The 25,892-nt window shown below is 40.6% G+C and carries 10 protein-coding genes; 1 reads left to right on the forward strand and 9 read right to left on the reverse strand.

All coding sequences use genetic code 11. The features are described from left to right. Positions 1-5 precede the first annotated feature (5 nt). The 8 genes from B155_RS0102500 to B155_RS12815 all read right to left on the reverse strand — a co-directional run bounded on the left by B155_RS0102500 (position 6) and on the right by B155_RS12815 (position 23,261). On the reverse strand, positions 6-551 hold the full coding sequence (locus B155_RS0102500; protein WP_018126664.1) for a hypothetical protein: 546 nt from the start codon (positions 549-551) through the stop codon (positions 6-8). Further along, entirely contained in the window at positions 548-2,062 is a 1,515-nt protein-coding gene (locus B155_RS0102505; RefSeq protein ID WP_018126665.1) for a S1C family serine protease, read from the reverse strand. The genes B155_RS0102500 and B155_RS0102505 overlap by 4 nt, the downstream gene beginning before the upstream one ends. Position 2,063: 1 nt before the next feature. Next, complete coding sequence (gene recO, locus B155_RS0102510) at positions 2,064-2,801, reverse strand: DNA repair protein RecO (RefSeq protein ID WP_018126666.1); 738 nt, start codon at positions 2,799-2,801, stop codon at positions 2,064-2,066. Positions 2,802-2,843: 42 nt separating this feature from the next. Continuing rightward, positions 2,844-3,239, reverse strand: a complete 396-nt coding sequence (locus B155_RS12810; protein ID WP_040368031.1) for a response regulator — start codon at positions 3,237-3,239, stop codon at positions 2,844-2,846. Positions 3,240-3,249: 10 nt separating this feature from the next. Beyond that, entirely contained in the window at positions 3,250-12,801 is a 9,552-nt protein-coding gene (locus tag B155_RS14000; RefSeq protein WP_018126668.1) for a GEVED domain-containing protein, read from the reverse strand. A 3-nt stretch (positions 12,802-12,804) separates the two neighbouring features. Beyond that, positions 12,805-19,986, reverse strand: a complete 7,182-nt coding sequence (locus B155_RS0102525; RefSeq protein WP_169331262.1) for an OmpA family protein — start codon at positions 19,984-19,986, stop codon at positions 12,805-12,807. Positions 19,987-20,067: 81 nt separating this feature from the next. After that, positions 20,068-22,710 (reverse strand): beta strand repeat-containing protein, encoded by a 2,643-nt coding sequence (locus tag B155_RS0102530; RefSeq protein ID WP_018126670.1) that lies wholly within the window; start codon positions 22,708-22,710, stop codon positions 20,068-20,070. A 65-nt stretch (positions 22,711-22,775) separates the two neighbouring features. Next, positions 22,776-23,261: a hypothetical protein gene (locus B155_RS12815; protein ID WP_157464706.1), complete on the reverse strand. Its 486-nt coding sequence runs from the start codon at positions 23,259-23,261 to the stop codon at positions 22,776-22,778. A gap of 315 nt (positions 23,262-23,576) precedes the next feature. Here B155_RS12815 and B155_RS0102540 point away from each other — a divergent pair, with 315 nt between their 5' ends. Further along, on the forward strand, positions 23,577-24,452 hold the full coding sequence (locus tag B155_RS0102540; protein ID WP_018126672.1) for a DUF58 domain-containing protein: 876 nt from the start codon (positions 23,577-23,579) through the stop codon (positions 24,450-24,452). Between the two features lie 38 nt (positions 24,453-24,490). Here B155_RS0102540 and B155_RS0102545 read toward each other — a convergent pair whose 3' ends face one another. Beyond that, positions 24,491-25,759 (reverse strand): peptidoglycan DD-metalloendopeptidase family protein, encoded by a 1,269-nt coding sequence (locus B155_RS0102545; protein WP_018126673.1) that lies wholly within the window; start codon positions 25,757-25,759, stop codon positions 24,491-24,493. Between the last annotated feature and the right edge of the window lie 133 nt (positions 25,760-25,892).

Consider the following 25,892-nt stretch of genomic DNA (forward strand, 5'->3'; position numbering starts at 1 on the left):
TAGAATTACATTCCTAAGAGTTCATTGAACGATGAGTCGTTCATAAGCACTCTCCAGTACCGGGCATTTTTTCCAATGGAGTTTTTCAAAATATCATGCACTTCTGATTTTGAAATCTGAGCTTCGGCAAAAGCGACATAGCTCGTTCCTTTTTTAAGGGCTATAGAGTTTGATATAGTTGCCTCGTCTTGTACACGATAGTGCGCATTTCGTAGAGCTACGATAAAACCTTTCGTATCAGCGGTGGAAGACCCGTTTTTTACAAGGGCTTTTCTAACCGCTTCCAATTCTTTAGCAATATTACTTTCTAACCTTACTTTGGCTTGTGAATTAGCTCTAGTTAAAGCCATGGTTGAATCAGTGCTTACGCCTTCGCTTACAGCTAAGAAGCTGGTGCTATCTGTTGCAAAACCATCGTTGTTGTACCAAGCGGGATAAATAGAAGTGTCCGCTTGGTTTTTAGTGCTAGTAGTAGAAGTAACTTTAGCTCCTGTACAAGCTAGTGTAAAAGAAAAGGCACCGATGAGTGCCCATAGTGAGATTTTTTTCATTCGTCCTTTTTCAGTTCGATAAACCCTATTGCATTATCTTCGTTTATCACTTCTAGGGTTACCTTTCCATTGTCATTTAAATTATTGGTAATAAGTTCTTTCAAACTATCGAGATCTTCAACTTGAACTTCATCAATCGATACAATTTCTACATCTTTTTTAAGCCCTCTATTCCAAGCTTCAGAATATTTATAAACCTTTGAAACTATAAGCTTTTGGGTATCGGGTTCATCTGGATTTGGAATTGCTACTACCCGAAAGCCATTATCAAATTCATGAAAGTCTACATCTAGCCTAAAATTCTGTGCGTCATCGTTATTTTCAGGGATAATTTGTTCACCAATTAAGTCATCAATTCCGGGCTGTTCCAGCACTTTAAGTAAAATCGTTTTTGTACTTACGTTGCCATCTCTCCAAATGGTTAGGTCTACTTCATCGCCAGGACTTACAATCGCTATTTTTTCTTGAAGCTGGTTGGATTCATTTACTTCAAAGTTGTTCACTTTTAGAATTACATCCCCTTCACGTAAGCCCCCTTCATAGGCGGCACCATTTTCTGTGATAGCAACGATTTCCACCCCTCGAACTTGTTCTAAGCCAATTTGAATAGCTCGTTCGTAATCAACGGCCGTAATACTTACGCCAAGCAATGCACGTCGCACTTCGCCGAATTCCATGAGATCGGTAGCCACTTTCATCGCTAAATTAATAGGAACAGCAAACCCATACCCTTGGTAACTCCCACTTTGAGAGGCTATGGCCGTATTGATACCGATTAACTGTCCACTGGTATTTACGAGGGCTCCCCCACTGTTTCCTTTGTTAATGGCTGCATCTGTTTGGATGAAGCTCTCAATTCTAAAATTATCATCAATGATCTGAACATCTCGACTAAGCGCACTCACAATACCGGCTGTTACGGTAGATCGTAATCTAAATGGGTTTCCTATGGCAAGCACCCATTCGCCTACATCAACGGTTTCTGAATTACCAACAGTGATAGCTTCGAAATTTTCGCCATTAATTTTAATCACGGCTAAATCTGTACTTGGATCTAGACCCACAATTTTAGCAGGGTATTCTCTTTTATCGTTTAGTACTACTTTAATGCCTTGCTCAACCGCGTCTTCAACTACATGATTATTCGTTAAGATATAGCCGTCTTTGGTAATCATTACCCCAGAGCCCACCGTTCGAGCCCTTCTTGGCATAACCCTATCCCAAAAGCTATTGGCTTCACTATTCGAGCCACCAACAGGTACCAAAGTTTCAATGTATACAACCGATGGGGTTACTTTTTCAGCAATGGTTTTAAAAACAAAACGAGTATCAATGGCGGCTAGGTCTTCGTCTTCAAAGAGAGGCTCTTCACTTTTACTAATTTCTGTATACCGAACTTCAGCTAGAGGTGCGAGTTCTTCATTCATGGTATACAAGGCTAAAATTGTACCAATGGATACACCAATAAGAATGAGTAATAAGCCTGTTAAGAAGCGATTTCTAGAGTTCATATCATGTTACCTTCATCATCTGTTCGAATATTGTATCAGAGCGCCGTTCTTTATAACCGTCTAAATGGTACTTAAAGTATACGTCTAAATGATTTATAAGCTTTTTAAGTTCAAGATTCTGCAAACCAAGCTTAAAAACTTCACTGTTCCTTGCATTCAATACTAAGGTCACAAACTTGGATTGAAGGTTTGTAAGCTTATAGGATAGTTCAGAGTCGGGTTGATGTGCAATGCTTCCACTACTGATATTTAAATAAACAGTTTCGTTTTCTTGAGTGGTATCATCAATTAAACCGAAGCCAATAATTTGGCTAAGCCGTAATTGAACATAAGCGAATATAGATGGATGAACGAACTCACTATCCCCTAACCATTTAATAAAGCTTTCAGCAAAAGAAAATACTTCGAGATTTTCTTCATTTTCATGGGTGAGTTGGGCGATTAGCTCGAGCGTTGCATATAAAATTGAAGCTCGTTCGAAATCTTTGCGGAAGTTTAAAGACTGATACCCTATAGAAGCCTCTTTGATGGTTTGGATGTTTCGGGAAGGCTTGTAGTAATAGGTAACATCGATAATGTTACCTACTTCTATACATCCTGCTAGTTTATTTTTGGGCTTTTTTACGCCTCTTGCCATCAATGCTACTTTGCCATTTTTTTCACAAAGTACTGTGATAATCTTGCTCGATTCTTGATAATCGATGCTGCGGAGCAATATGGTTTTAGAAGAAGTGATCATGTCTTAAATCTACTTCTTCCACTACCTAAATGAAATTCAATTTTAAGCCGCTACGAAGTTCTTTAGTGTAGTGTTTATCACTGAAAAAAGTTCTTCCGGTTGTGCTGGTTTTCTAATTAATGCATCGCTTCCCATATCATTCGCTTTCGAAATCATAGACTCTGATTGAGTTGATGAAATGTATAGAAATGGGATTTTAGCTTCAGGGAATTTGAGTTTTATTTCTTCGAATAACTCAAAGCCATCCATTCCTGGCATCTGGATATCTGATAAAATGATATTTGGCTGTACGAAACTAAGCATCTCTAGGGCTTTAATTCCGTTTTCAAATAACATTACAGTGAATCCTCTCTGTTCTAATATTCGACCGATTAATATCCGGTATGCATGGTTGTCTTCCACGACAAAAACCAGCGGCTGTTTCTTCTCTTTACTCATTGGGTGTACCTTAATTATCTATTTTTACGGTATAGGAAACTTGCCCTGTTGCACCAGGTGCTAGAGTTCCTCCGAATGTCCATTTAACGCCACCAGAGCTACCAACTGCTGGGGCTGTGATTGTACATGAAGTCAAATTGTTGGGAAGTGTTCCACAACTACCTGAATTATATGTAGTGTATATAGGGGTGTTATCAATAATTTCGAGTGAGCTTAGTGGCTCATCACCGTTATTTTGGTAACTGATTGTATAGGTCAATATTTCACCTGGCAATGCCGAGGTTTTATCAACCGATTTTACAATTACGAGTCCGGCTTCTTGATCGTTAATTACAACGATGTCAGAGCGTGTTAACGTCTGCGATATTTGTGGAGACGTTCCAGATAACACAAAGTCTGCGGTGATAGTAGTTGTACTAGTAGCACCATTATTCACCCCTTGTGGTGCCGTTACTTTCAGAACTACACACACTGTTTCGTTGGCTACAACGCTTACAGCATTGGTTCCATCTAGTACGGGTTCACCGCTATCAATTGCACCATTACAGTTTGTATCTCTATACAATACAATTGGCCAGTTTGAACCTGTTGGATTATTCACTGATGAAGTAGAGAATGTAACATCACCGGCTGTTTTAGCATTGAATGTATGCGTAAACAGAGCAATAGAGCCTGGCTGAATATTTTGGTTACCGTCTGTTAAGAAACTACTTAATTGAACATCACCAAAGTTCACTCCTGTATATTCTTGAGCTACGGTATTCGTAAAAGTGGTTACATCGGTATTGATGTCGTAGCTACCGCCTGTAGTTCCTGCAGTACCTCCGGTTGATACGTGCGACGTACCATTCGTTTCTTGAATCTTAACGGTTCCACCTGAACCTACAACTGAGCGTGGAATCCATAAGGTATAACGTCCTTCGGCATTTGAAGTAGTTTGCTCGATGAGAGCATCTGCACCTGTTAATGCTTTTACAGTTTTTCCTTGAATTCCTACTTCGCCGCCATTGAGGATACCATCATTTGCCGTTCCACCACCAATGCCGTTATCGTTAAACACACGCCCTTCCACTTTCGAACCTTCGAAATCACCGAAGTTCTGCTGTACTGGAAGGTTGTTAACCGTAACCGTTCTTAAGTTTGGAGTAGTAGAAATAAAGTTATCTGGATCGTTTTCAGCAGGTGTACACACATCAGGGGTAGGTACACTTTGGCCAAACGACTCGATTAAGTCGTACGAACCATTTAATACGTTTGTGAATTGATAGAAACCATTAGCATCCGTCAATACACTCTTACAGTTGTTAAGCTGACGATTGTATAGCACAACAGTCACATTTTCTAATCCACTCTCGCTGTTGTCGCGGTTTGTATTATGGTTCGTATCATGGAATACATAACCACTTACTGAAACACCCGTTGGCACCACTCGCTGGTTTGAAGAAAATTCTGAAGTGTTATTCCCTGAATCGTAAGCAATAGCGGTGATACGGTCGTTCACAGCAATTGAAGCCCCTGATACTGTAAAGCTTTCGCTAAACGAACCATCTGAAGCTGTAGTAATCGTACCAATTAAGGTTTGTCCTTCACCATGAGGTCTAGACAGTGTTCCACCCACCTCAATTAAACCATCGTTATTTCCATCATCTGCAGCTTTATATACTTCAATAGTATAAGTGCCTGAAACTCTGTTCGAATTTGTACCCATGTAACCTTCAACGGTTAGCTGACTTCCACTCACTGTAGCTAGTGTAAATACTGGGTAATCTAGGCCTTTATTAGGCTGAACCGTTGGGTCTTGAGTTACTCCATCATTAGGTGTTACCCCATCGGCAGCACCGGTTCCTGTAGTCACAACATCTATACCTAAACCGAAGTTGTTAGAGAAACTGTTTTTTGAAATCAGAATTCCTTGCTGAGGTTGTGCATCTGGGAAGCTTAATTTCACACCTGCACCTTTATAAGGAGTACCACTATAGTTGGTACCGTTACCTGTAATAATATTCTTTTCAATGATAGAGTTTGATACTCTGTTCAGTACACTGATACCCGCTACTTTTTGATCGCGAATGGTGTTATTTCTAATAGTGATTCCTGAAACAACTGTACCTGTACTATTGCCAACTTCGATACCACTACCACCATACACTTCATTCGAGCTAGCGAACCCATTTTCATGGAAGAGGTTACGGTTAATCATCCATGTACCCACTACTTCCATACCATCAGCGTTAGCTACACCCGTTGCTGTTTGGTACACCTCATTTTGAGTGAATTGCATGTTAGCATTCGCATTGGTGGAACTAACACCTGAGCCGGTTGTATAGGCAATATAATTTCGTTGTAGTAGTGCTGAAGTATTTCCTGAGCCAGATAATACAAGACCTGCTTCTGAACGATTTGCACCGCCCGGATTGGTTCCATCAGCACGAGCTCCTAAGAAGTTACGTTCAATAGTACCACTATTGGTATTCACTAGATCTATGGATCTACTTCCATTATAGAATGCCATGTTTCTAACAATGATAGATCCACTACTGTTTATACTAAATGCGGTGTTACCAACATCATTTAGGTTTACTTCTAATTCTTTTCGATCGAATACATTCAGTGATTGCTGATCGGTTCCAACTTGTCCACCAAAGCCAACAGTACCACTGTTCGTATCTATAACTGAAGTTGGGGCATTGAGGTCGTATGCCGTACCATTTACCGTTGTTAATGCATCTGTTAATTGAGGAAGAGCAGAGTTAAGGGTTACCGTCCACCACGAGCCCCCACTACCACTTGCATTGGTTGGTACAGCAGGCACAAAACGCATCGCATTTGAACCTGAGATTGCATTCGCATTTTGAATGAACTGGCGTAATGAACCTTGAGCTGTTCTTGCAGCTGTTCCATCATCGTCAGTATCACGAGTATCCGTTACAACATTGAAGCTGAATCCAAAATCAAGATCGGTAATATTAGCACCTGCCATCGTGAACTTAGCCACGTGTTCCGCATTTGCTAAATCGCTAGGAACTGGATTAGTTGAAATGTTATCAGAAACACCTCCTCTACGTCCACCGAAACAATTGCCTGCAGAAGCTTTAGTGGTACTTGAACCAGCCCCGTCGGAACAGAGCGCACCCGCTGGAGCATAAGTCTGTTCAGCCCATGTAGTACCATTACTTAGTCCGCCAGTTTTTGAATCAACTACTACCCAATAGTCTCCATCGGCACCAATATTAAAATCAAATTTACCAGTGGTTGATGTTGAATCACTTCCGATATAGGTATCATCAACCCCATCGGCCACACCATCACCACCGTCTTTGAATAAATGAACTTCAACATCTTTAAGTGCTTGTTGATCGCCAGCCGCATCCCCGAAATTGGTGTCGCCATCAGTAATACCATTACCTAAGCGGTCTCTAAATACAATACCATCCACTTGATTGCTGAGTGTTAGTGTAACACTACTAGTGTCGTTGGCTTGATTCGGATCAACTTGGTTGAATCCTAATACATAGGCAGTATTCACGAGTGAATCGGCTGAAACTCCTGCATCTAGAGTAGCTTCAATATCAAGCTGTGCAGAAGCACCATTTGCGATGGTTCCAACACTCCAAATACCGTTAATCTGATTGTAAGCACCTTGTGTTGGATTCGCCTGAACAAGGGTTAAACCAGTAGGAAGTTTTTCGTAAACGTCAATTTCAGTCGCTCTTTCAGGACCATTATTCGTCACATCAATGGTGAAATTAACGGTCTCGTTTTCTAATAAATTTTGTTTGTCGGCAGTTTTGGTTACCGCAAGGTCAGCATCACGTGTAGTAACAACCGGGTTTGTAAACTCTTCATTGTTACACTGTACGAAGTCGATATCTACCAAACGGGAAGCTTGTAAGTTACCTGTGGTGAAAGAACCCGTTCTAATTTCAAATACAGATGAGTACTTATAAGAGATATAAGCAATATGGTCGATATCAAATGAACCATTACCACCTGCCGCTACCGATGACTCGAAGCGTTGGAATTCACCTACTGTCGATTCCGTCAGGTTGTTACCAGACTGAACGGTATTAGATGAGTTTTGAGCAAAACTTAAGTAATCGCGTACGCTCTGCGTTTGATTCGCCCCACCATCGATATCAAGTGCAGTTAATGCAAATGTTTGTTTAACCGGATTAAAAGTACCTGATTCAACAAAGGTAATTTGCCACTCTACATATCCACCATTGGAAGTTGAAGTATAGAATGGGCTAAAGTTTTGTGTTCTGTTAGCACTACCGTCGGCATCAATCTGATCGATAACCGCATTCACTAACGACTTCACCTTAACTAAGGCATCCAGTCCTGGGCCTACATTACTAAATCGATATACGGCATTAAGTTGTCGGTCCACCCCTTCCTCGAGGCTAGGGTTGGTAAAGTTATACAATGGGGGCTCGTTACAACCGCCACCAAAGCCTTGTACTACAAAAGTAGCCGTTGAGCTATTGTTATTAGAATTTCCATCTCTACCGTTAACCGCTGTTAATGTAGCAGTGTTATTCACCGTATTATTGGCAGTAGCAGTTACTGTAGCATTAATAGTAGCTGTAGCTGTTTGAAGCCCTGTTAAGGTTCCAACATTCCATGTGTTACCATTGAAAGTACCTTGGCTAACAGTAATGTTATTGACTAATACACCACCTGGAAAGTTATCAGTAACTTCAACTCCACCAACCGCATTATTTTGCTTATTTGAAACTTCAATGGTGTACGTAATATTTCCACTAGTTTGTGGGTTGTTGTTATTAACAGTCTTCACTACACCCACATCTACCACATTTTCAGATGTAGGGTTTGTAAAGTTATTTTTAATACACGCATCAAAGTTAAAAGAGAATAATCGTTGAGCAGCCCCACCTGTAGCTCCATTTGTAGGATCTTTCAACCCTGCTCTTAATCTAAACTTAGGCTCGTTTTTATAGGTAGTATATGCCGCATTCTCAGTAGCATTTGGATCAATACCATTTACAACTGCCGATGTTGCCGCTTCAAAGGTGGTATAAATACCTTCAGTACCAACCAATAAGTTCGTAGCTGTTTCAATTGTAAATGAACTAAGTCGCTGGAATCCTACAAATTCACGGGTGTCTTGGTTATCACCATCAACATCAACTCCAGTTGAAGTAAAAGTTAAGTAGCGTTCGGTTGAAGTTCCTGCTTCATAAAAACGAATTTCAAAATCGATGTATGCTTCCGCTAATGTTTTATCAACCGCTTCAATTTGAGGCTGGAAGTTTTGAGCTGTTCCTGTTGTTGCTTGATCGAAGTTTACAAGGGATGCATTGTTATTCGTAATAATTTCTATTTCGGCATCCACGCCTGTTGTTACATTGGTGTATCTATAAATAGCCCCTACTTGACCCGCAGATCCACTTTGCAAGGTAAAGGTTGAGAAGTCTAAGGTTGGAATATCCAAACAATTAGCTGGTATGGTAGCTTCAATAATATCTACACTTGCCGATGAAGTATTGTTCGCCGAATTGTTGTCTGTTTGATCTTGACTGTTTAAATCGGCTGTATTTACAATAGTTGAATTTTTTGTGTTTGCAGCTGCACGTGCTACAATGGTAAGCGTCTCTTGTTCGCCGACACCTAATACGCCAATGTCCCAAATTCCAGAGGAAGTGACATATACACCTTTGGTTGTAGTGGCAGATTCAAAATCTAAACCAGTTGGTAACTGATCTACAACTTTTAAACTGGTAGATGGTTTTGGACCATTGTTTGTAACTACAACGGTATACGTAATTAACTCCCCTTCTAAAGCCTGAGACTTATTCGCGGTCTTAGTGATAGCGATGTCGGCTTCTTCCGGAACAACGGTAATACTTGCCGTTGCTGAGTTATTCGTTAAATCTGGATCACTTTCATTCAGTGATGTTATTTCAGCATTATTGTCAATGCTGTTACCCAAGGTATTCTCATCTACTGTAGCTGTAATTGTTAAGGTAACCGTAGTTGCACTTCCTTGAGCTAAGGTACCAATGTTCCATACCCCTGTTGATACATTGTACGAACCTTGAGTTTCAGAATGACTTGAATAAGTTACTCCAGCTGGTAACTGATCGGTTACTTTAACCCCACTTGCCATGAAGGTGCCAGGGTTTGTAACAGATAAGGTATAAACGATTTCTTCACCTTCAGTAGGTGTAGAGTTGTTAACTGTTTTTGTAAGGTCAAGATCTGGGGTAGCAGGCTCATCAATCGTAATTTTGTAATCTTCCACTTCACCATCAATGGCAAACCCATAAGGAGTTGACACTGAACTCGCATTGGTAGCAATTCTAAATCGTGCATAAGTATCACCTGCGCTAAGCCCTGAAAGTCCTGACCAACGAAGTGTTGCAGAACCTCCACTAGCTACAGCGGAAGTATATTCTGAGGCATCGAAGAACCCGTTTTGGTTAAAGTCGATCCATGCCCCTACTCGAGCACCTGTAGTTGCCGAAATGGTAACTGTATATTCTTGATCACTAGCTCTTAATAATGGGAAGCTTGAAATACCAGACTCATCATCTCCACCATCAATAGCCGCTGTTTCTGTGTCATCGCCATCTGCATTAGCACCTGGAGCACCGTTCCCGTCGCCATCAACGCCAGTACCAAAGTAAACTGTACCTGCACCTGTGTTTGTTAATAAATGGAATGCAGGAGAGGCTGTTCGAGAACTATAAGTAGTTCTATAAGTATTTGGAGCATCACCGTAGTCTGCTTTGATTGCAATCCCAACGTGAATGTTATCCGGTTGAGTAGCTACTTTGCGAACTTCAATTCTGCGAACATCCGTGCTAGTTACTCTAAACCAAATTGGATTTGATGAAGATGCACACTGTGAATTTCCTGAAACAGTAGGCTGAAGTTCTAAGGTAGTATTAGCATTGGTATAATTTAGGTTAATGGAGTTTGTACATACCCCACCGTCGCCGCCTTGACCTGTGGTCCAACCATTCAGTGCTACTTTATTGTTACTGCCATCAAATGCTTCGATGGTATAAGTTGTAGCACCTGCATTAGGGCGTAATTTGTTTAAGCTAAATATGATGGCATCAGAAGGAACCCCTGCTGGTACATTAATATCAAAAGAAGTAGTGTTACCTGCATTTCCACTTGGGTTTGCTTGTGGACCGTTAAACTGATCGCCTGAAAAAGCTCCCGAACTCCATTCCTGAATAGCATTTGGAGAGAACGTAGTTTGTGAACCTGAAGCTGCTGTAACCGAAGCAACCGTTAAGTCCCCAACTTTAGCATCCATACTCGTTCCGTTGTTGGCGCCATCAAAACAAGCCCAACTTGCATCTTGCCCATTAAAGATAGGGCATGGATCTGGGCCAAAGGCGCTAGAACCTATGGTGATATTGTTTACTGGAAGATCAACAAAATTTGTAGCGTTGTTACCTGCTTCATCACGAATAGCGTTCGTGCCTGAGGTATAAGATATAGTAACATTATCGCCGGGTTGTACAGGATTCGTTAAACCGATATTCACACGTACATTACTGATACTAACCGTAGAAACACCAACGGAAATACCATTTACTTTCACATCAAAATCACCCGCTACTGGTACCGACGTACCATCTAAAATTTCAGAGAAGTCAACCAACATAGACGCTCCATCAACAACTGCACTTTCAAACGTAGGATTGGTTGCATCAGCTGTAGCATTCGCTTCGTCACTATTGGCACTTTCTGTTGAACCACTGCTTGTTGAAGTAACGATGTAGTAGTAAGTGGTTCCATCATTGGTAGTGTTATCCGTAAATGTATAGCTCGCGCTTTCATTGTCGGTAACGGTACCTACTTGAGTATAAGGACCGCCTGGGCTTGTGGCTCTTTTAACCGTATATGAGGAGATAAAGCCTCCTGATCCAACATCATCAAACGAAACTTGAATCGCACCTGCACTTATAGCAGTTGCAGTTACATCTGAAGGCGGATTAACCACTAAGATCGTTTCGTCTCTGAAATCCACTTCTGCGGTTTGTGGATTTTGAGCATTGGTTAACTGAGTAGGATCATCAATGTTACCATTGGGATCTGCATAGGTCGGAGCTGTTGTTACATCTCCCCCATTTTCAGAAGCATCGGTGAAGCCATCGCCATCACTATCTGTATCTAGATAATCAGGGATCGTATCATCGTTTGCGTGTAGCTGGTCACTATTTACCGGAATAAAGAGGCCATTGTCGTTCACCCCTCTATTAGTAGCATTATTAACAAAAGTTGGTGCTGAATAAGTAGATGTAGCCTGCGCCTCTATGTTATCTGGCAGGCCATCGCCATCACTGTCTAAATCTAAAAAGTTTGGAATTGAATCGGCATCATCGGCAGATTCTGCAGGTGTAGTTCCTGTATTGGCTCCATTTGTAGCTTCGATATCATCTGATAAACCATCGCTATCTGTATCATTAAATTGATTTCCATCAATAATACCGTTGTTATCAGGATCCAGTGTGGTGTAATCAGCACCACTTTCAAGAATATCACTTAAACCATCATTATCACTGTCTAAGTCTAAACGATCAGGAACACCATCGCTGTCTGTATCTCCTGTCTCGTTTGTGTCTAAAATACCATCATTGTCATCATCAGGGTCATTGTCGTCAATAACACCATCACTGTCTGAATCTGGGAAAAAGGTTGCATTGATAGATCCATCTGATTCATTCGATGTACCATTGGCACCGGCTGTAAAATTAGAACTCAGAGCTGATGCATCTACAAAGGATCCACCACCACCAGCACTACCATTGGCACCTGCACCCCCACCACCGGAGTAACCACCACCACCACCAGAGTAGTTTGATGATGCACCACCACCACCTGTAAATCCTTGTCCACCGCGTGAACCAGTACCACTACCAGCACCACCCGCAGCTATCGCTAATAACACATTAGGATCAGTCGTTGTGGCGTCTCCACGAGCACCACCACCACCATTTCCTGAACCACCGGCCGAGAGGTAACCACCACCACCACCGGCTGCTGTAGTATTGGTTGTAGTACCACCACCATTACCATTTGTACCCGCAGCACCAGGTCCTGTACCAGTACCAGCATCACCTGCAGTACCTGTATTACCACCTAAACCAACAGCGCCGTTAGAGTTATCACCTCCACCACCACCACCGGCTACCATTACTAAAACATCGTTGATAAATACACCTGTACTACCTCCACCACCACCACTTGATCCTGCGTTTGGTTGGCCGTTTTCACCTACTACATAACGAATTATGTCGCCAGCATTCACATAAAATGAAGCGGTTACTGTAGCCCCTTTACCACCTAATGTATTACTTCCATTACCACCATCAGCACCACTGATTGTAATTGAAATCTGCCCATCTTGTTGAACAGTATAACTACTTGAGGTAAGTGTATTTTGGTTAATTACTACCTGCGCTGAGAGCTCGCTTGTGAATAGCATTAACCATAGCAACATAAAGGCACCGAGACCTTTAGTTGCGATATTAAAAATTACTTTATAACCCGTCATCGTTATTTCGTGCTTACGATCCATCTATTATTTACCCCCACCTTTACCATCGTTGATGAGATCTAATTTCAGAAGGTTAATTGAATCGGCATTCATGTATTCTAAGCCAATCACACTTCCTACTGTAGATTCATTCGTAGTAATCTCAATCTTATCTGCGTCTATGCCCCAGTTCACTAAATATGTTTTAATAGCTTCAAGTCTTTTTGCAGAACTAGATGTTGAATTACCCACTAATCTAAGCGTTACGGCTCTGTTAGTGTATAAGTAAGAACCTACTCTTGAAATTATGGCTCTAAGCTCATTGTCTAACTCAACCTGGTTTCCAGCAAAGGTCACACTATTTGGTACAGTGTAGCTTTGTGAGTAATCACGTAGTAAGATTAAGTCTTCACGGTTTTTCAAGATGTCTAATAGGTTGTCCATCATCGACAATGCTCTGCTATTGTTAATGAGTTCAATATCATCATTTTGCTCGTATACTTTAAGTACTTCTGTATTAGAATACTCAAACCTTACTGCTCCACTTGATGCACTATTTACTACTCTAATTCTATTAGAATCAATTCCTTCAGCGTTTAGAAGGATGCTAATTGCATTAGCAATTTCTAAGCTTGGTGCTGCGATGGTCAGATCTACATTCTGGTACTCGTTCATTGCAAGTGCAATACGCTTGATTAAGTACTCATGTATTCTGTTCAATGAGCTACCAGTTAGATTCAAGGCAGATGGTACAGCATTGTGTTCAGCAATGTAGATGTAATCCCAGTTGTTAATTCCTCTAATGCTTGGGTTCACCTGAAGATCTTCTACTTGAGTGATGAAGCGAACATTTCTGTTTTCAACACTTAAGTCTAGTTCTACTCTACGGTTCTTAGCCATATCAACACGATCTTTCTCAGGTACAGCGTTTTTACTGTAGCTTAAGCCTTCGAACTGTAGTAAGTCTGCATTCACACCAGCAGCTACTAAGTAAGCACGTACGGCTTTCGCTCTACGCTCAGAAAGCGCAAGGTTGTAAGACTGTGAACTTTTGCTATCAGTATGACCTGTAACTCGGATGAAGTAATCATCGCCACGTTCAATTAAGAACTTAGCCACTTTATCAAGCATTTGAGCTGCAGGCTGGTTGATATACGTACTGTTGTTGTTGAAGTGAATATGCTTCGGCAGAACCGTCATTGGCTCAACTCTTTCGAAGTTCAATTCTTTGCCTTTGAAATCAGCTACAGCTAGTGAAGTCTCAAATGGAGCCGGAGTAAATGGTAAAATATCTACTGGGTTCGTATTCACGATAAGTGGCTCACAAGTATCCTCACACTGTAAGTATAAAGCAGGATCTACAATTGGGCTACGCTTCGCTTTGTTCGGGATAAGCTTGTCGAACATACGCTCATCAAACTTGTAACTGAAGCCAATGTATGCACCGTTTTGCGTGTAGTTGTTAGCTGTTAAATCTTCATCGTCGTATCCGAAGAAGTTATAACCAGCAGCAAGGCGTAAGTTTGTTGCTACTAAGAATCCAGCTTCTACACCAAATCCAAAATCTTTAGTAGTGAAATCGCTGTTCGCTAGTAAACTTGCGTTGATACCAGCATCCCACTTCTCATTAATATCATATAGTGCTCTACCCGAAATTAACTCTAGGAAGCTTTCACTCTTCGACTGGCTATCATTTTCAATAGAGTACTTAGCAGCAACACGGCCCGAGAAGGTCCAATCTGCTGATGGGTGATAATTACCGTGCGAAGAAAGAACATGAGCCGTTCTAAAGAAATCGTCGTCGATAGCTTTATCAATCTCATGCTTGAATTCATATCTGAATAATGCGTCAAATTTATTGGTAGCTGTACTTCTGTAAGCAGCACCTAATTGGAAACGCTCTTGTAATTTGCTTACACCACTTGTTCCATCTTGAGAAGTAACAGAGATGATGTTTCTAGTTAGGAAAGTCCAGTCTTTGCTCAACTGTAAACCGTAACCGATACTATTTAAATAAGTGTCTGTGTTTGAAGTGAAACGAGCTTCAGCACGAGCTGTGGCTTTCCAGTTCGAAGAACGTGTTACGTCGATAGCCGTTGTAATAGCTGTTCCGTCATTTACAGAAGGTCCTTCTAAGGTAAATACTCTTTCGAAGCCAAAGTTAGCGCCAATACCGTTAGCAATCTGAAGCTGGTTTCTTAAACCAATAGCCGCTTGACCACTTCTTCCGTCAAATGCATCGTTAACACGGTACTCACTAAAAATCTGACCGTTTTTCATGTACGTTGCATCAATACCAACTACTGTGTTGTTACGCTGACGGTTGCTACTTAAGGTATTAATACCACCTGCACTTGAAATAAACTCATGGCGAGCGTAAATCTTAGCTAGTTGCTTTAAGCGGTAATCCGCTCCAATCGCGATTAATTTCTTATCTGAGTCGTTTAGATCTTGTTCACCTTCAGCGAATACAGAAGCACCTGATAGGAATGGTAAATCAGCATTCAACTTACCACGAAGGTTCGTGTTGTAATTCGTTGAATCTTGAGATGCCATGTAGTTCTCAGAGTAACGCACGCCAAATTCAGCACTTAAGTTGTTTCCAAACGACTGCTGAGCAGTAAATAAACCACCGAATGTTCTATCGCTAGTAGTGTCGTTACGCGAGTACAAGAACTCTGCATTAACATTAGTCGTGTTCGTTAATTTGTAACGAGTTTTAGTACGAGCTTCCGTTCTACCTTGTCCTAGAGAAGAAGACTGATTACTAAAGTCTTTTTCAGACTTACCTACTTGAGCAAGTACATCTAATTTCTTACCTCGGTGATTTAACTCAACGCGACCTGCAGAACCACTACCGTTGTTATCTGAATTCGTGTTCGAGATCTCTGCAACTACTTTAGTGTCTTTAGAAAGGTTAGCAACCACATTACCTGATACCATAGTAAAGGTATCATCTGGGTTGTTATCACGAACTACACCCGCTCCTACTTTAAGGGCGTTAGTTACTTGACCTTCAACATTTAAGCCACCAATTAGGTAACGATCTTTGTTGTTAGTTACTTCATAAGTAGCACGGATAAACACTGGGTTGAAATCCTGGTCAACAGAAGAAACTGGTGTTCTGAAAGTAATTACTCCAGAGAACGGATCGATAGTATAATCGCGGAATCTAGTTAAGCGATCTACACTTAGAATTACTTCTGGCTGCTCACGATCATAAGTTACTAACTCAATGATCTCAGAATTTTCAACAATGTCTTTGTCCGGTAGATCATAACGTGAGATTCCTTGACCTTGGAACTCTCTGATTTTTCTACTTGAGAATGCACTTGCACCAAAAGCCTGAGCTTTAATCTTACCTTCTTCGAAGTTTGCCTTCAAACCGGTTTGAGCTCTGCTATAATTTCCTAGCTGGACATCTTGGTCTCTCTCTTGGGTGATAAAATCACCATATAGTGCATACGTTTTGTTACGATCTACGCGAACATAGAGTCTACTTGATGACTGTGCATCAAAACCTTTGATAGAAGATTCACCATATACTGGGTAAAATTCATCAGGTCGTATATCTCTGAATAGACGATCTGATTTATCTTTTTCTGAATCATATCCGGCAGTAAGTAGAGTCTTACCGCTCACTTTACCTTTTAAGAAGAAAGCTAAACGAGCATCGCCTGTAAAGTTTTCGATGCTATAAGAAAGCTGCTTTAGTTCTCTTTCAAAACCGTCAGTCTCTTTATCTGAACTGATGTTAACCGCCTCGTTAAAACGAATAGTACCTTCAATAATACCCGCGGCGATAAGTGGACGAAGATCTGGTAGGAACTCAACTTTAGCTTCACCTTCGATAATACCCGAAGTTGCTCTTACGATTGCTGTTTGTGGCTTATCAGTTGATGTTAATTCGAACTGAGCAACACCATTCTCTATACTTGTTTGAGTACCTGGAGTTGAACTATCGTTGTCTTTAACTTTCCACTTACCAAACTCAGTATCTAATGTGATTTGAGTTTTAGAACCCACTCTTAAGTTGTTCTCGTCAAGTAATTCAACTTGAACGAGTGCAGATGATACACCATCAGCAGCTACATCATTTCTTGGTACACGAACATCAATTTTCTTTAGAGTACCTGGTACAAAAATTTCAATACTTTCTTCATTGCGAACATTTCCAAATGGATCCACTTCTTGAAGCTTAAGTTCATTACGTCCTGCTTCAAAATCTAAACTCACATATTCCCAACCTTGAAGATTATTCGTTGGAGAAATACTTGATTGACCAACTCTCTTGTCGTCAACTTTGTCGCCATTAATATATAGCTCAAACTTAGCACCGTTTAATCCCTTCGCCCATACCGTATAAGTATCTGTAAGAAGAGTATCGTTATCGCTAATGTTTAAGAATCCTAAACCTGCTTCCGCATTCACGAGTGCTTCTTCTAATTTCGCTACTTGCGACTGCACTTCTGTTGCTTCTGCTACGGTAGAATCTTCTTTAGTATCCTTCTTAATAGAAGCTGCTTTTACTTCTTTAGGACCGCCAACAGTACCACTCGCATCCTCAAATCTACCTTGAGAGCTACTTAAGTTATTATCGTTAGCAGAGAAGTTGCTTGTAAGAGATCCTGATAGCGATTGACTCGCATTTTCCGAGAATAGCGCTCTACGTGCTTCAATTTCTTCATTAACTGCAGGCTCACATTCACAAATTGCGAAATCAGCTCGGTGCATCTGCCCTTTCTTAACGTCTACAAAACGGCTACTTGGGTCGTTAGCATGGCGGTTATCTAATACTGATAACTTAGAACCATTTGGCAAGCTGTAGTTGTCTACTTTAAGTACATGCTTGTTAGGCTTGATAGCGTAGAATGTATATTTACCTTCGTTATCCGTAACTACATAGTTACCATTTTCGAGATATAAACGAACTCCAGGAACACCTACTTCACCAGCATCTTGAATATCGTTTTCGTTACAGTCTTGGAATACTTTACCAATGATGTAAGCATTGTCGTTAAATAGTCCACCACGTACTTCAACTTTAACTTTAGCAAGGTTACTGCTCTTAACAATTACCTCATCACTTGTTGCAATTGCAGAGTTAATCCCTTCCCCTTTTTCTGATCCAGGACCTACAAATACTCGGTACGTTAATTCTTTAGTAGCACCACTTTCGATATCACCAACATTGAATTTCAAATCTGGACCTTCGCCACCTTCAGGATCAGCTAGTGCGTTACCATCTAATTTTGCAGAACCTAATTGGTATGAGAAACCAAATGGAAGGCTATCATCGATAGACAGATTACGAACGGTGTTAACAGCCTCACTACGAATAGTTACGGTGTAGTTAACGAAGTCCCCGATTTCGGCATCTTTTCGATCCACGGTTTTCTCAGTGAAGAGAACACCTTTACTTAAAGGATCTAATGGGATGTCAAAATCTGTACCTTTGGGGACATTCGATAACTGCCACTCTTTACCATAAGAAGCTAATGTATCCACTTTACGACCTTGTGGTAATAAACTGAAAGGAACTTCAGAAGCAAAAGAGTATCCTTCCGGGGTAATTACTTCAATTCTATATTCGCCAATTTCTAGGTATGGGAATGAAAACTTACCATCAATTCCCGTGGTATAAGTGCTTGGTGCTTCAGTAGTTCCATCTGCTTCATAAACTGTTGCTAAACCGCCAGCATTACCACCGTTGTTAGCACCTGTAATATCATAAATACTTACTTCAGCACCAGTAATAGGAGCGTTAGTTTCACTATCAAATACGATTCCAAATGGATCAACAACAACGGTAGATTGAATACGAGCTCCGCCGCCGCCACCGCCGCCATTATTAATACCATCACACTGAAGCTCAGCTTCAATAACGTCGTCTTCAACAGTCTCAAGAATTCTGTTACCAGGCACTACTTCAAACTGAACACCATTTCTAGTAGGCACATCTTCAGTAATTCTGAAAATACTCGTGTTAGGACCTGTTTCTAAAGCTCTGAACTCTTCGCGATCACCTGTTTCAAATGAGGTTAACCTAACAGTTACTTCTTCAACAAGAGTTCTAAACTGATTACAAGATGCTGCACTTGCTTGAATATGAAGTACAGACCCAATACTAGTAGTACCCGTTCTCTTTTCGAATGAGTCATCGGTGAAGTAGTCAATTTTCGCGCCACCCGCTACGGTAGTAATTACATTGTTAGATGCTGAGCTCGTAGTTACTGAACCGTCAGGATCAACATAACTTACTTCTGCGATGTTCTCGATATCGCCACTTGCACCTGGATTAACTTGTACTTCAAAAGTAGCTGAAAATGTCTCGCCTGCTTCTAATGAATCAAATACAACAGCAATTACTGAAACTTCAGATGGGTTTGTTGGTTCAACTGAACTGAATTCAAACTTACCTGAACCTTCGTAATTATATAGTCGCTGACCTTTATCTGTAGAGATGAAGCGTTCGAAGCTTACATTATTAGGAATTGAATCAAGAAGAATCACTTTATCCATTGAGATACCATCAATAGAAATGGTTCTTGGATAAGCGGTAGCATCGCCAGTGTTTTGACCGTCGATAGTATAAGTGAAGTTATCACCTGATTGAAGATCAGCTCCAGCCGATTGAACTTTATTTAATTCAATTCTAGAACCTGATAAGATGTACACAGAGTCACGACGCTGTAGTGAAACATCAAATTCTCTTGAAATGGCATCGATATTTAAGATTGCTGTCGTTGAATCTTTCTCAATATTGCTGATTTGACCAGAATAAGTAAAATCGAAACGCTCACCCGGCTGTAGAGTAACTACTTGGGATAAGGTATCGGTATTCGCAAATTTAGATTTCTGGCTACTCTCTAGAGTTAAATTTTCAAGAGCATACTCCCCTTCCTCTGAATTGTAAATCTTGATATCGAAGGTAGAAGCAAGATCACCATTATTAACTAAGTAGTGATCAAAAAATACTTTGTCGCCTCTAAATCTTTTGATTGAATTATCAACCTCAAGAGCGAAGCTTGGAACTCCATCAACTACTACATATACCGCATTACTTTGCGTTTGTAGAGTAGTAGCACCACCGTCTTGTGAGAAGGTAGTTACGGCTTGGTTTATAATCTCTGTGCCGTTAGGAGGAGTGTTTTGTGCATGCACCTCACCCATACCGGAAACCAGTAGAAGAACCAATAAAGATATGAGGGAGTTAAATTTCTGCACTTTTGTGTTTTTAAGAGGAGGGCAAGGGGTCAACCTCACCCTCATAAATCTGGGTTAATAGATATTTTTCTATATGGGGTTTTAGCTGTCTATTTTAACAGCAAACTCTATGGTAACCTGCTCGGTAGGATCGAGTTGATCGATGTCTACTTGGATGGTACCCGTACCACCAACAGCAGGTTGAGATGTAACAACTACTGAGTTCACAGTACCAGAGGTAACCGTAGCAGTAGCCGCGCTCAATAGTTTGGTAAACGATGGAGTATCATCAGTTACAGAAACCGTTGTTACCGGCTGTGAACCATCATTTCTAATTGTAATACGGTAGTAAACCGTGTCGCCTGGAAGTACATTGAATGGATTCTTCGTGTACGTTCCGGCAGAACCAGCTACATCTGGAGCTTGGAACTTCTCGATTACAATTAAACCAGCTTGAATCTGAGTAATGTCAGTGTTTGACTTACTAGGCAGGTTGTTCAAATTGTCTAACAATGTGATAGTAGTAGTGTTAGTTTCACCATCATCAAGACCTGCAAGACCTGTTACCTTCACAATGAATTTAACTTGATCGTTGAAGTTCAATGTTCCTACCTGTGCTGGAAGCTTAACTGAATCAGAAGCTGCACCTGTTGTAAGAAGTGAATCGGCACTAGTAATAACACCGTTACCATCTGTATCCCAGTATACCGTCGAAGTCCAACCAGTTGGCTTAGAGTTCGCTAAGTTGATATAAAGGTCAGAGTTAGAACCGTTGTTCTCAGGCACGTTACTAAGAATAGTAAGTGTGTGTAAGTAGTTACGAGAACCACCTGGTGCAATTTGTCCAGATTGGTTACTTGTTAACTGCATGTTCTGCTGAGTGTTAACAGAAACCTTATCATGAATGATATCAAATGCATTCGTAGTAGGCGAAAGTGCTCTAAAGTATAGCTCAACATCACCTGGTGCGTAACCAGCTGGGATAAATACTTCTGCTACAAGTTCCTTACTTGCTCCTGCAGCTAAATCACCTGTTTTAGAAACAACAGAGTTAGCATTGTTAGGATCACGGAACTGAACAGTCCATCCAGTTGGAAGCGTACCTGCTTGGTAACCACCAGTAGTATCGGTAGTAAAAGCTAGGTTGTAGTTATCTTGACCAGCACTTGTATTCTTAACAAATAAGCTGAAAGAAACAGTGTTACCAGGATTAGTAGTAATAGACTTAACTGCATTTGCTTCTGGTCCTTGACCTTCACCTAGTGCGCCAACATCGCCGGAAGCAGCATCGTTAGTAAGGTCTACAGTAGGAGCAACAACGTTAGTTACCTGATCGGTATGAGTTGCACTTGCAGCAGCATTATTAACAGACGTTAAAGTCTTGTCTACAGAGAATGGTCCACCACTTTCACCAGAAGGTAACTGAACCTGTAAGATTACAACTACAGTATCGCCAGCTGCAACAGGTCCTGTATCAGGAATACCATCAGAACCAGTATCTTGGTAAGTACTAGTTGGTTCGTTACTTGCATCAGCCTTGTAAAAGAAGAACTGAGTACCCGCTGGGTAGTTACCTGTGTTGATCGCAATGTTATACGTATCAGTAGTAGTACCAGTATTCTTGAATCGGTTAATAAAGTTTAGAGTAGCACCTTGCTCTGCAGTAGTGATCTCAACTAATTGAGCATCTACTAACGCAATGTCGTAGTTCTCATTTACTGTAACAGCCTGACCATTAATAGTGTTACCTGCAGGAAGGTCATCATGCTTGTAAGAAACTTGGTTAATAATGGTATTACCATGCTGGTCATTATTAACAGTTACTTTGAACGTTAAGTTACCAGAAGAACCGTTAGCAACAGATCCGATTACAGCGATTAAAGAATCCTGTGCACCTGCTGTGCTTCTTCTAAATGTGATACCCGCTGGATCGCCAGCAGCAGCATCTGTTAACGCACCACCACCACTCCAAGAAGCAGAGTTAGGAACGTAAGTCATACCAACTGGGATAACGTCTACTAATTCAACGTTAGTTGCAGCAGCATTACCGTTCTCAGCATATGCAATTGTGTATGTTAATGTATCACCAACATCCGCCAACGTTTGGCTTACCTGTTTGTTAACATCAAGTACTGCATCTTCATCAACAACAACTTTGTTAGTTGCAGTATCAGATTCAGTATTATCAAATACACTTGTTGCTGTAACAGTGATATCTTCGAACTGAGAATCTAGCGCAGAAGCTGGAACATCAGCTACAATAACAATACCGTAAGTATTATTAGTGAAGGCATCAATGTTTGGGGTTTGTGTAATTTCTGTAAAGTTATCCGCTACACCATCACCGTTAGCATCAGCATATATCTTGATGTTAGTGAAGTTGAAAGAACCTGCGTTGGCATCTATAGCAGTAAGGTCGAATTGATCAGTACCGTTACCAGTGTTGGTAATAGTATGACTAAACGTTACCTGACCACCTTGAGAAACCTGCTTGGTTACTCCAGCAGAAAGCGTTACACCGGCTACCTGTTGTACTGTTGTAACAACGGTATTCGACGTAACAGACTGGGAATTATTCCCATTGTCAACGTACGTAGCTGTTGCCTGGTTACCAATGGAAGAATTTGCTGGTGGTACCTGTGCAAATACATCAACTGATGTACCTACTAGCACTACAGCAAAAACCATAAGCATACCTACAAGAGCTTGTACCCTGCTTCGTAGTTTATGTGTGTTTGTTGTCATTGTTCTATCCTATGATTATGGTTCAATTTTTTATGAACACTTTTATTGATTTAAATTGATCGGGGTTAACTCCTAACCCTAACTCTTGCGGTGAGAGTTATACTTTCTCCTGCCGCTAGAGCAGGCACCAACCATTGGATCCGACGATATTCTTCAGCCGGTATGGTTTCCGTTGTAGTCGAACCGTCTGGTTGTTGAACCTGACGAGTTAGTGGAGGCCTAGAAAAGTCGTTAGCCGTTGGGCTTACGCTGGCACCACTTAATTCCGGAGAGGCAGTTTCACCTAAGTAAAACATCTGCAATGGAATTGGTAACACTGGCTGGAGTTGTGATATATCTCCACCAGTTGCATTTGTATAAGTAAGTCGATATTCGATTAAATCCCCCGGAGTCACTTCAGTCACTTCCGTTGCAACCTCGTTTCCATCAGCCGCAGTGGTAATCTTATAAGCCTTCAAAACTGAAGTAAGACCATTCTCACTTTGCTGAGCAGTTGCATTAACTGTTAAACCCAGAAGAAAAAGGAATATGAAAAAGTATTTGGTTTTCATATGAATTTGCATTTTGTGTTACTTGCGCAATCAATTCAGCACTAAGGTAGCCACTTCTATAAGTAAGTACCGTTAACATGCTTTAATTAAGAAAGGTTAATTATCTAATTTTAGGTTAGAACTCTCTAATGATAAATACGCATTTGAAGGGCTTCTGGATTGGTTTTTTAGAATATTTTAATGTTTACACACTAATTACAAAACCAACCTAATTATACGTTTCATTGAACTTAAAATTATATTTAAATTTATACCATTAAATATAATTTATATTTCTTATTCTGAGCCAAAACACAGTCTATTCAACAGTTAGCTATGGTTTCTAAAGAAGTACTAAAGAAGATTCGCAAACTTGAGATTCAAACGAAGGGCATTGTAAACACCCTGTTTGGTGGGGAATATCAATCCGCTTTTAAAGGAAGAGGAATGGAGTTCTCGGAAGTTCGAGCCTATAATTACGGAGATGACATCCGACAAATAGATTGGAATGTTACAGCACGAACGGGCGATCCATATATTAAGATTTTTGAAGAAGAACGCGAGCAAACCTTAATGCTGTGTGTAGATATCTCTCCAAGTGGCACCTTTGGCTCTTTAAATCAAACCAAAATGGACCTGGCAATTGAGATCTGTGCAGTACTTGCATTCAGTGCTATTAAGAATAGTGACAAAGTAGGACTTGTATTATTTAGCGATCATATAGAAAAAGTAGTCCCACCCAAAAAAGGACGAACCCATGTACTACGTCTCATTCGTGAATTATACACCACTAAGCCCACGGGTACAGGCACTGATATCGCGGATGCCCTTTCTTATGTTAATCGTTTATTAGATCGAAGAGCTATTGTTGTACTGGCTTCCGATTTCCAAGATAAAGACTTCGAGAAGCAGCTTAGAATTACCAACCAGAAACACGACTTGGTAAGTATCATCGTAAATGATGAGCACGAGGAAGAACTTCCTGATGTAGGCCTATTACCATTTACGGATGCAGAAAGTGGCAAAGAGATTTTGATAGATACCTCAAATAAGGCAGTACGAAAGGCTTTTAAAACTAGAAGGGCTAAACAGAAGCACGAATTACAAGACAAGTTACTTCGTATGAAGATCGACTCTGTAGAAGTACAAACTAATCGATCGTACGTTCGCCCACTAATGAACTTCTTCCTGAGAAGGGTAAATAGATACTAATTGAATTCTATCCTACCCTTCTTAATTCAACTTTGTACTTATTGAACTTCGGCAAGTATTGGTGGCTCGGTAAGTGCTTCGAGTTCTTTTTGAAGATCGGCGATTGAATTCTTGTAGGTGTCCATCTCTTCTGCACTAATTCCTTTTGATGGAGGCAGCTTAAGTTTGGTTGGGTTAACTGGACTTCCATGCTTATAAACACGGTAATCTAAATGCACCCCGGTTACACGCCCTGTTCTTCCTACATATCCAATTACTTGACCTTGACGAACTCGAGTTCCAGGCTTAATTCCTTTAGCAAAGCCATTCAAGTGTAAGTAAGCTGTGGTATAAGTACTGTTGTGACGAATCTTAACAATGTTACCATTCGCTCCACGATATCGAGCTTCTATAATCTCACCATCACCAACTGAAATTACTGGAGTTCCTTTTGGTGCAGCATAATCTACCCCGTAGTGTGGCATTCTCTTCTTTAATACTGGGTGAAAACGATTGTAAGAGAAATTAGAACTTATTCGTTGTGAATATTTGAACGGTGCTTTCAATAACGCTTTCTGCAGGCTATTGCCTTCGCTATCAAAGTATCCAAATATTTCACCGTTATCATAGAAATAGGCATCATACGTTTGTCCACGGTGTTCGAACTCAGCGGCAAGTATTTGGCCGATGCCATAGCGCTTATCGCCTACAAACTGCTTTTCGTATACCACTTTAAATTTGTCACCTTTATATATGCGGAAGAAATCAATTTCCCATCCAAAGATTTCACTCAGGCGATTAGCTACGAGCATATTCACGCCTTGGCTCACAAGGGTCTCATATAAAGAGGACTCAATAGTACCCGAAGCAACGGCTACTTCTTTGCGAACTTCTTTTTGCCCTAAGCTCACTTCAATATCTTTTTCCCAATCAAATACTACATAGTCTGTGGCTGACTGATGAAATACCATCCTTTTAGGAGTGCCCGTATCTGCATCGTGGTAAGTAAGGTATTTTTGATTCTGACGAATTCGACTAGAATTAAACTTCCCTTTCGACTTCTGTTGAAGCTCATAAATGGTTTCGGGAGTTACATCAAGTGACCTTAAAATGATGTACAAGCTTTCGTTGCGCTTTACGCGCGCTTCTTTAACTAATATGTTATCTATCTCAAACCCATAAGAATCTACACCGGGTAGCTCTTTTATTTCTTCAAAGTTACTTTCTGTAACGGTAGGTTTTTTAGTGATATCAGGTTCACCAAAATTACAAGATGCTAAAAATGTAAAGGCAGCTAATGCTACAAGTAGAGTTTTATCCCAATTCATATGTATTCTTTTGCAGATGATTTTGATAAACTAAGGCTAAAAATGATTTTTTCATAAAAGGAATGAGATGTAAATTTGATTAAACAAAGTGTTAAAAGAAATTATCTTTGTGGCTATTAACCTATATTGAAAA

This window comes from Balneola vulgaris DSM 17893, from assembly GCF_000375465.1.
Lineage (GTDB): Bacteria > Bacteroidota > Rhodothermia > Balneolales > Balneolaceae > Balneola > Balneola vulgaris.